This is a genomic window from Arthrobacter sp. Dra40 (assembly GCF_059091905.1).
Map to the genome: position 1 here is coordinate 1 of NZ_JBNHHB010000202.1, position 9,306 is coordinate 9,306.

Here is a 9,306-nt window from a genome sequence, read left to right on the forward strand (position 1 = left end):
GCATTCAAAGTTCCCTGCTCCAGTTCGCAAAGATCCGCACAGTTACAAGCCGACAGCCCTATACCAAACGCAAAAACACCTTTGAACCGCGCAGGCAAAAAATTGCTATTACGGGCGGGGCGGGGAATCGTGGGTGCAAGGGCCGAGGGGGCGGGGATCGAAGAATATTACCTACTGTTACAAGTAGGGTTGGCCGCTCGTTTGTGCTACGTTCAACCATCATTCGGTGCCCGGGCAACGATTTGAGCTCATCGAAGGTCGATGGTCGTGCTGCGTTTTGACATTCAAGAGATTTTGTGAATTGCCCGATCTGAAAGTTGATCCTAGGCTTTCGTCCCATCGATCAACGAGGAGGACAAATGCCACAGGCGGACGAGAACAAGAACTCGAACTGGCGCTCACAACCCTGCCCAGGCCCTGGGGTGCTGGGAAGCGATAACTGCAGCCGGTTGGCGCAGATAAAGGCTACGGGACTGTGCAAAACTCACCACGAGCAGATGAAACGCCGCGGCTCAATGAAACCGATTGAAGAGCGCGTTTACTCCGACGGGGATAAGCGGTGCCCTGGCCCAGGCCGTGACGGCGCCGAGCAGTGTGAACGAAAAGTTGAAGCCCCCAACACCGGACTTTGCTGGCCACATCATAGACAACTGCGACGCAATGGTGCGCTTAAGCCAGTACGACGGATCAACACTGGCGACGGCCCATGCGAAGGCCCTAACCGGGATGGAACAAAATGCGGAAGACCGACGCACAATAAAGGCCTAAAACTCTGCATTGGGCACTACGGCCAACACCACCGCGGCAGCGAACTGCGTCCGCTGCGAGGACAGCGAGCCGCCGGAATGTCTCAAGCCTGCAGTTTTCCCGGCTGCCGCTATAAGGACGCACCACAAGGGGAAGGGCTATGCCAACACCACTGGAGACAGAAGATGGCGGGCAAGGTTCTGACTCCTTTCGCTGGCAGGCCCAACCGTGGCAACCAAGTTCTGTCGAGGGATGCTGACGGCAACAAATTCTGCCGCGCCTGCGGGCAGTGGAAACCCCTCGACGAGTTCAGCAAAAGCAAGTATGCGCAGGACGGGCTCGAATACCGATGCCGGCACTGCCATGCCTCCATCAGGTTGAAGAGTCTCTACGGCATTGATCTTGACGGATATAAGGAACTCCTGGCTGAACAGGGTGGCGGCTGCGGCATGTGCGGAGTGACTGTACACCGAGAGGGCTACAGGTTCGCCTTAGATCACGACCACCGATGCTGCGCAGGCAAAGCTTCTTGTGGCCACTGCATCCGCGGATTGCTTTGCCAGCGATGCAACCAAGGCTTGGGATTGTTTGACGATGATCCTGAGACGTTCAAACGAGCGTTGGAATATTTGGCGCGCGCAAAAAGGCGCAGGCTCGAACGGAAGCTCCGAGACGAAAACCGGGGCGACGAGTGCGGAACGGCTGCCTAGGATCCCCATCTCGGTAAGCGCGCAGAGTTCTCCCTTTACGTTCCTGTAACTCCTTAAAGATCGCACCAAGGACTGAAAACTTTCCAAGCAGTACGCTACAAAAGGCGCTATCACCACCGGTGCTACTGGATTCTTGCCAAGGGGGTCCACCTCCGGGGCATGTGAACTGGGGGAACGGCTCGCCGCGCAACTATGCAGCCGCGGGATAGCAGACCATCACCGGGTATGCATCCCAGGCGGTACTTCAGTCGCTCACGTGAGAGTGCCGGCCACGACCGGCCGTTCTGGCTGAAGCGGCATGATGCTGGACGCACCGTCGGCGATGGCAGCACTCCGCCGACTGTAACTGTCGGACAGCGGCGCTACATTGTGCTCATGGAGCAGATATGTCCCGGTCCCGGGAGAGACGGCAAAAAATCCTGTGGACGCCCGCTGTACCGACAGACAGGCCTGTGTAACGCGCACTATCAGCAGCGGAACGCGGGAAAGGTGCTGGCGCCGATCATCCTGCGCAAGCAAAAAAAGCGATGCCCTGGCCCGAATGAAGCTGGCAATGGCCGGTGTACAAGGCGAATCTTCGGTCACGGCATGTGTGAAGGTCACTACTACCAGAATAGTAAAGGCAAGCCGCTGACCCCCATTGGATTCCGGGCACCGGCGGGACAGTGCCCCGGACCCAATCGAGCCAACGACGGACGGTGTGAGCGCGCGCCCGTTTCACGCGGAATGTGCGATGCCCATTACCGGCAACACAAGCGGGGCGCCCCTTTGACGCCGATCGGCTCGCGTCACGCGATCCGCGAGTGTCAAGGACCAGGATTGGACGGCGGGGCCTGTGAGCGACCTCTTCACGGACGCGGCTTTTGCGTAACACATGGGGCGCAGGAACGGGAAGGCAGGCCGCTGACGCCCCTCGGTCCCGTCGAGCCGGAGCCTGAGCGGGACCTGTGTTCCTTCACGGGATGCCAAAAACTCCGGCTGGCGCTAGGCCTCTGCTCCGGGCACTGGGCCCAGCAGCACAACGGGAAGCGGCTAACGCCGCTGAGGGTCCAGACTAAACGCCGGAACACGAAGGAACGGCACGGCGACGCGCTGGACCTCAAGGAATGTCTGCGCTGCCTCCAACTATTGCCGGAGACTGCGTTCGGCTATTCGAAGAGATTTAGCGATAAACTGAACAACGTTTGCCTCCGCTGCCAGTACGCGGACCACCTCATTGTCAGGTACAACACGACCATTGTGTGGTATGAGGAGAGGTTCGCGGAGCAGGACGGTTTGTGCGCCATCTGCGAGGAGCCACCACCGCCCGGGCGGAGATTGCATGTTGACCACGACCACGGTTGCTGCGACCGCCCCGGTTCATGTGGGCAGTGTCTGCGCGGTTTAATCTGCGCCGGCTGCAACACCATGCTTGGGCGCGCAGACGACGACGCCACCAGGCTGGAAAGGGGGGCTGATTATTTGAAAAAGTACGGCGGCAAGTCAAAATTGGCCCGCATCCACCCGGAGCCGAGCACCCCGATGACTAAACGAACCTGCGTAGTCAGGCTGCCCTGACGCGTTGGCCGTTTACTGTGATCAGGGCAACTGCGCTTGAACTCCATCGGCAGCTGCTCGTGCGATCCCTCCCCCGAGAAGGTGAAACTGAACCTGCGCATATCAGAGGCAGTTCCCCGAGCCACTCCACGCTATACCGATACCTGGCGAAGTAGGGAGGGGAATGATGAGCGAGGTTACGCGCACTGCCGCCGACATCTACGAGCAACTGAAGACGATAAAATACCAGCTCGAACAACTGGCCGAAGAAGGCCGGATAGTCATGAGTCGGGACAGCCAGAACAGAGACCACCATTACAGCCCGTCAGCAGTAGCCACAGCACTCGCCGGGATGGAGCAAGCCATAAACGCCATGGCCTGGATGGAAACATTAGCCGCCGCAGACGGCGACTATCCCGCACTGGACGACTAGAGCCGGCGCATCAGGCGGCGCAACAGACGAGGGCCACCCTGCGGAGTGGCCTTTGTCGTGTCCGGAGTGGGCTGCTCATGGGCAGGGTGAGCCTGCTCCGCCTGCCCATGATGGGCCGGAGAGGGTAGCTCAGGTGGGCTGCTCAAGGCAGGCTCACAGATCGGCGCCACCCCGCTCTCCGTCCTCCGCTCCAGCATGCCCAGGGCATCCCTACCGCGGCGGTCGCCTACCGATGGACCGTTCAGCTACGAACCGCTCGGCGCTGGATTCAGCACGCCATAATGGAGTCATCGGCCAGGGACAGGGGAAGACACTTTTCGAAACGAACGAATGAAAAACGAAACAGCCCCTGCATCAGCGGGGCTGTCACCGCTCTACTCGGCACCCGCGATGGCAGGTCGTTACTTCGGCTCTTTTCGTTCAGATGCGGATGGTTCCGGCAGTGCATCAACTGGAATCAAGCTGCCCTCGACTACCCGTTGGAGGAGTTGAGCTTGGACGGGTTCCAACCTTACGGTGTGGGTGAGAAGTCGAAGTAGGTCAAGCAACTCGTCGTTCCAATCATCTAGCCATCGGACGGGACGGATGCCATCAAGTGGCTTCGGCTTGGTTGCAACAAGTCCTGAACCCTTCCGAGTACGGTAGGCCAGCCATTTTTTTACCACGGACCAGTTGCCAATCGAGAAGTCCCAAACCTCCTTATCAACACCTGCGATACTCCCTGATCCTATAGACAGGGAGCGCGTTGAAGGATCGTAAGCTATTTCATCCAGGTCCTCCGGCACCTCCTCAACGGAGGAGGTCCAATGGAGACCTTCCACGGGAGGTACAGAAGTTCCCCGACCCTTGCCAACATCACTAAATCGTTCCGCATAAGTCTGAAGCCATAGCAACTGCTTTCCGACTTCGACTATTTCAGCGAACAGTTCTGGGTCGGCGGTTATCGGGACTCTGAGCCCCGGTGTCGCGAGTTCTTGTTTGAAATGCCGCTGGTAGCTGCCTTGCGCCAGCAGGGCATATGCGTAAGCCGCTAGGTCCTCCGGCGATACATCGACCCCTAGCTTCTCGCAGAGCACTGCCAGTAGCCCTGTTGTCACATTTGGCTGACTGCAGTCGGCGTCCCGGTAGAGGGGCATGATGTCTTTGCCGCCTCGTCCATTGAAAAAGTGCAGGTCTGGGACATCGGTTGTGACGGTTAGAGCCGGTCCAGAGCCAAGCGGCATCGTGAATGAGCTAGCAAAGTAGATCTGGCTGTCTGAGCGACTCGCCCACAGTGACGGACTATCCGTCTTCGCCAGCCGCCTGTCTTCAAACGCCCATTGACGGTCGAAGCTTCGGAAACCGTAGCGTGATATTGGTTCGTGGGGGGTTCCCGGTACTAGCTCCGACAGCTTCTTCGAGTACCCTTTCACCGACGTGTGGATATTCCGGCCGCTTGTACCGGTGACGAAGTACTTCGCCCTATCAGTCTCGTCAGTCTTGGAGAGCAGAAGATTCCAACGGTCCTCAAGCAGTCTCGGATCCGGTGAGATGGGCCACGTTCGGCCATATTTACATCCCGGCTGTTGCCAAGGAAATAGATCTGTCAGCAAGGGCATCGAGAACCATGACTCGCCTCCATAGGCGGGTATGAGCTTGTCGCCACGCGCGTCATCGTGGGTAGACCATTGTTGCGGCTCTTCCAGAGGAGTTGCGAGGGCTTGAACCTTTGCCAGTTTCTCCGATTTGCTACCATCTATCCGCCGATATCTTACGACGGCAGGTGACTTTCGAGATTTGCCTCGACGGAAAAGCGTCACGATGGCTACCGGAGTCTTGATCGCGAAGACGTTCTCCTCTTGATTGGAGCCACGCCCCTCTCCGCCAAGATCAACAATCCACATCTCGTCAGCATGTTTTCTGGCAAGCTCGCGAAGCCCAACGAACGCTGGTCCGTTCAGCCACGATGATGCCGTAATGAAGCTGACGACGGCCGGTTCGTCTAGACGCTGCTCAAAGGCCTTCCAGATGGCCCAGCGCCAGAAATAGACATAGTCGTTATAGAGGCTCGCCTGGGAAGCAAATATGACTCCAGCCCTTTGGGCCGGCTCGATGACATCTAGGAACAGCGCGCGCCCGTGGTCTGGATTCACGACCCACTTCCCGTTCGCGGCGGCCCCACGAGAATATGGAGGGTTTCCGAGGCACACAGTGACGGGCTGAGTGCTCTTAACCGTCCGCGCTCGTTCTCGCTCCTCCGCAAGGACCGCGACGTCTCCCCAAAGCGTCGCAGGAGCAGGCGCGCCTTCCGGATCATCAAGCGTATCCGTGAGGTAGACCCGCACGTTGCCTTCGGGCAACAATGCCCCGGTCAACTCGGCAAGTCGCTGACCGATTCGGAGATGCGCTACAGCATAGGGGCCGGGCATGAGTTCGAACGCCATCAGGTTCTTGACCAAATGCTTGGAGGCCTGCTTCGGTCCCGCCGGCCCGCGTTCTTCAACAGCTATCTCGGCAGCTTTATCAATCACGGCAAGCGGATATGTTCCTGATCCCGTCGCGGGATCGAGCGTAATCACGTTCTTGTCTGCGAATCCCAGCCGCTTCTTCATCTCATGACGAAGTATGTAGTCCACATGGTTAACCTGCATTTGAACGACAGCCGTCGGCGTGTAGTAAACGCCGGCTTGCTGGCGAGCCACCGGGTCGTACTTGGCAAGAAAGTCTTCGTAGAACCATAGCCAGGGCTCGCCGCGAGTGTCCTTGCTCTTTGCAATCGTGCTGCTATCTACGACCGACACGAGTCTTTCGATCGCGCCAATCTCGGCAGCTATTTCTTTGTGGAGCCCTGGGACTTCCAACACGGGTCCAAGGGAGGCAGCTAGAACTGCGTTACTACCCTTCAGTGCGTCTCTGGCTTCTGACAAGGAAATAAGGTTATCGCCGTCTTTGTCGGCTCCACCTCGGAGGGCCGCGATTGCCAAGCTGTAGGCAACTACTTGAGCCAAGTCGCTGGCAAACTCTTTGTCAGAAGCGTCTTCATGAACGTGCGCGGACCAGACCTTCTTCGCCTGAGATATCACCGCGATGGGTGTTTCGCTCGTCAGGCCCGCGGTAAGCCGATCACGCAACATTCGAGCCAGCGGCGCCAGCCGATCTGCCAGCTGTGAAACGCGGAGAATGACAGGTGGCCGTAGCGAGACGAACTGCCGAAGCAGGTCCACTAAGGGCTGTGGGTTCCACTCTGCTGCTGGAGCTGCAGGAAGCTCAGCTGTACACACCAATTCTCCAAGGCGGTAAAGGTACGCCTCAGATCCTTCAGAAACTATCAACGCGTCCAGCTCAGCTAGGCGCAGCCACTGCGTACGCTCCCGCCCCTTCCACTTCCCGCCGTCTAAGCTATGTCCAGGAGCCTTAAGCTCAACCCACCCACAGGCCCTTCCACCGATTAGAGCCGCGAAGTCGGGTCGCACCCCCTGAAGCTGCGCTTCCCGCTGGAGGTAGAGGGTTCCGATCTGGTTTTCAATGCATAGCTGCTCGAAGAGGTCAGCGACCGGTCGCGTCAATTGCGCTTCAGGTTCAGTCGTGTGAGGTGAAGCCTCGATACCGCGGAGGGTTGATACGTATCTTTCAGCGGCATCCATAGTTCTCCCCAAGTAGGCAATGCGGTTATTCGTCAAATCTATCAGCGGCAGGCGACTGAGCCCTTCAGTTGCACTAGCGATTCAAGGTGTGCGCCACTGCTTCCAGCTTCACTGCCACATCATCTCCGTCGCAAATTGCTGGCTGCCGCTGCCGGGACAGTTGCGACTCAATACTCCTGGCCCGCAGTCGCATTCCATGAAAACTATGAAGATCAGAGAGCGCGAGGAGCTCACCATCTACTCACCATGAACCCGAGAATCATGGGAAAACGGGGCTATACGCAACCGTCCCCGTTTCCCAAATGTAAAACTTCCGTGAAGGCCAAAAAGGCCCCGGCCCCTTGAGATCTCAAGGAACCGGAGCCTTTTTGTTACGGAGCCCCCTGCCGGATTCGAACCGGCGACCCCCTGTTTACAAGACAGCTGGTCGCATTGCGACTATCCGGTGAAGATAACACTAGGGCCTTGCATCCGTCGACGGGGATGCAATGAGCTACTCACTAACTTGCGACTGCAAAAAACGGTAGACCTCAGTCTCGTCAACACCGGGAAACGCTCCGGGCGGTAGGGCAGCGAGTAGGTGTGAGTTGGCGCGGGCGCTGGGCCAGGCGTTGCCCGCCCATGTGGCGGCGAGGTCGGCTGGTGGGCGGCGGCAGCAGGATTCGTCGGGGCAATTGGAGACTGAGCGTTCGTTGGTGTCGCGGCCGCGAAACCACTTCACCTCCTTGTACGGGATGCCGATGCTCAGCGAGTACTCCCCCGACGAGTGCCGCTCCGTGATGGCAGTGCACCAGAAGGTGCCCGCCTTGGTGTCCGTGTACTGGTTGAAGGCGCGGAATTTGTCCGGCACCTCGAACACCGCGCGGGAGGTCCAGTTGCGGCAGACCGGCTGGCCTTCAATTGCTCCAGTATGGTCGGCCGGGAAGTTCACGCCGTCGTTCTCATAGGCCTTGTGGATGATGCCGGAGACGTGGACCTTTTGAAAGTGGCAGGTGATGCCCAGGTGGTGCGTTGCAAGGTTTGTGAAGCGGTGGGCAGCGGTCTCATAGGAGACGCTGAAGGCATCACGCAGGTCTTCGATTGCCAACTCCTTGGAGGCCTTGGCTTTTTGCAGGAAGTCCACCGTGGCTTGCTCCGGCATCAGCAGGGCGGCGGCGAAGTAATTGGTGTAGACGCGCTGGCGGAGGAAGTCCGCATAGTCGGTAGGCGTCTGGTGTCCCAGGACATAGTGTCCGACGGCCTGCAGCAGCACTGAACGCGGGTCGTGTTCCGACCGGTGGCCCTGAGTCAGGTAAATTCTGCTGTTCTTTAAATCCGTCACGGAGCGGGTGGAATGGGGCAGATCGCTGACGTACTGCAGGCTGAAACCGAGGTGCTCGGCGATGTCCGCGGCCACGTGGTGGGACAGCGGGCCGCCCTTGAAGCCGACGGCCTTCAGCAGTTCCTGGGCCTGGGCCTCGAGGTCCTCGTAGTGGTTGTTCCGGGCGCGCATTTCCGCCCGCAACTCGGTGTTGGCGCGACGGGCTTCCTCCGGGGTGGCGGCCTGCTCGTCCAGCCGGCGCTCCAGCTCGTGCTGCAGCCCTACCAGTGACTCGAGCACGTCCAGGGGAAGCCGTGAGCTGACGCGGACTTTGGGCAGTCCGAGCGATTCGTACAGCGGCCCGCGCTGGTAGCGTTCGAGCTCGATTTCCAGGGCGGCGCGGCGGCTGGGCGGCTCGGCTCCGAGCAGCTGGTCGATCCCCACACCGAGGGCCTTGCCGAGGGCCTGTAGCATGCCGAGCTTGGGTTCGCGCTTGCCGTTTTCGATCAGCGAGAGCTGCGACGGGGCGGCGTTGATTGCGGTACCAAGATCGTCCAGGGTCATGCCCTGGGCCTTGCGCAGGTGCCGCACCCGCCTGCCCAGGCTGATGACGTCGATTTCGGGCTCGGCGGAGGCACCGCCGTCGTGCTTGGCCGGACGATTCCAGCTGGTGGTTGTCATTTCTTGAGAATACGAGAAGAAGTGCAAATCTTTCCAGCATTTTCCATGGATTACTTATTGCAGAGTGCGGAATAGTCGGTTTCACGAAGGATTTGGCCCGGACCGATCACCGAGGATCGGAACCCGCCGGACCCGACACCGAACAGGAGACAGCAATGACTGCATCATTTGAGCCGGCCCCGATGAACGCTGAGGAAGCGGCCAAGGCACTGGAGCTCGAGTGGGCCGCCGATTCCCGCTGGGAGGGCATCACTCGCGACTACACCGCAGCGGATG

At 59.2% G+C, this 9,306-nt stretch carries 6 protein-coding genes and 1 tRNA gene; 3 read left to right on the plus strand and 4 right to left on the minus strand.

What is annotated here, in order from left to right; all coding sequences use genetic code 11:
• The first annotated feature begins 932 nt into the window (after positions 1-932).
• On the plus strand, positions 933-1,457 hold the full coding sequence (locus AC5RWT_RS31045; protein ID WP_494083570.1) for an endonuclease domain-containing protein: 525 nt from the start codon (positions 933-935) through the stop codon (positions 1,455-1,457).
• Positions 1,458-1,709: 252 nt separating this feature from the next.
• Here the strand turns inward: AC5RWT_RS31045 and AC5RWT_RS31050 are convergent, their stop codons facing one another.
• Positions 1,710-2,060 carry a hypothetical protein gene (locus AC5RWT_RS31050; RefSeq protein ID WP_494083571.1) on the minus strand — a complete coding sequence of 117 codons (351 nt, stop codon included), beginning with the start codon at positions 2,058-2,060 and terminating at the stop codon, positions 1,710-1,712.
• Between the two features lie 123 nt (positions 2,061-2,183).
• Between AC5RWT_RS31050 and AC5RWT_RS31055 the strand changes: the two genes are divergently transcribed.
• Positions 2,184-3,014, plus strand: a complete 831-nt coding sequence (locus AC5RWT_RS31055) for an endonuclease VII domain-containing protein (protein ID WP_494083572.1) — start codon at positions 2,184-2,186, stop codon at positions 3,012-3,014.
• A gap of 166 nt (positions 3,015-3,180) precedes the next feature.
• A complete protein-coding gene (locus AC5RWT_RS31060; protein ID WP_494083573.1) occupies positions 3,181-3,426 on the plus strand; it encodes a hypothetical protein in 246 nt (81 codons plus the stop codon).
• Positions 3,427-3,827: 401 nt separating this feature from the next.
• On the opposite strand, the gene AC5RWT_RS31065 is transcribed toward AC5RWT_RS31060, so the two are convergent.
• The 3 genes from AC5RWT_RS31065 to AC5RWT_RS31075 all read right to left on the minus strand — a co-directional run bounded on the left by AC5RWT_RS31065 (position 3,828) and on the right by AC5RWT_RS31075 (position 9,057).
• Positions 3,828-7,049 carry a type ISP restriction/modification enzyme gene (locus tag AC5RWT_RS31065; RefSeq protein ID WP_494083574.1) on the minus strand — a complete coding sequence of 1,074 codons (3,222 nt, stop codon included), beginning with the start codon at positions 7,047-7,049 and terminating at the stop codon, positions 3,828-3,830.
• A gap of 380 nt (positions 7,050-7,429) precedes the next feature.
• Positions 7,430-7,489: transfer RNA gene (locus AC5RWT_RS31070), tRNA-Thr, on the minus strand.
• 53 nt (positions 7,490-7,542) lie between these two features.
• Positions 7,543-9,057 (minus strand): helix-turn-helix domain-containing protein, encoded by a 1,515-nt coding sequence (locus tag AC5RWT_RS31075; protein ID WP_494083575.1) that lies wholly within the window; start codon positions 9,055-9,057, stop codon positions 7,543-7,545.
• Between the last annotated feature and the right edge of the window lie 249 nt (positions 9,058-9,306).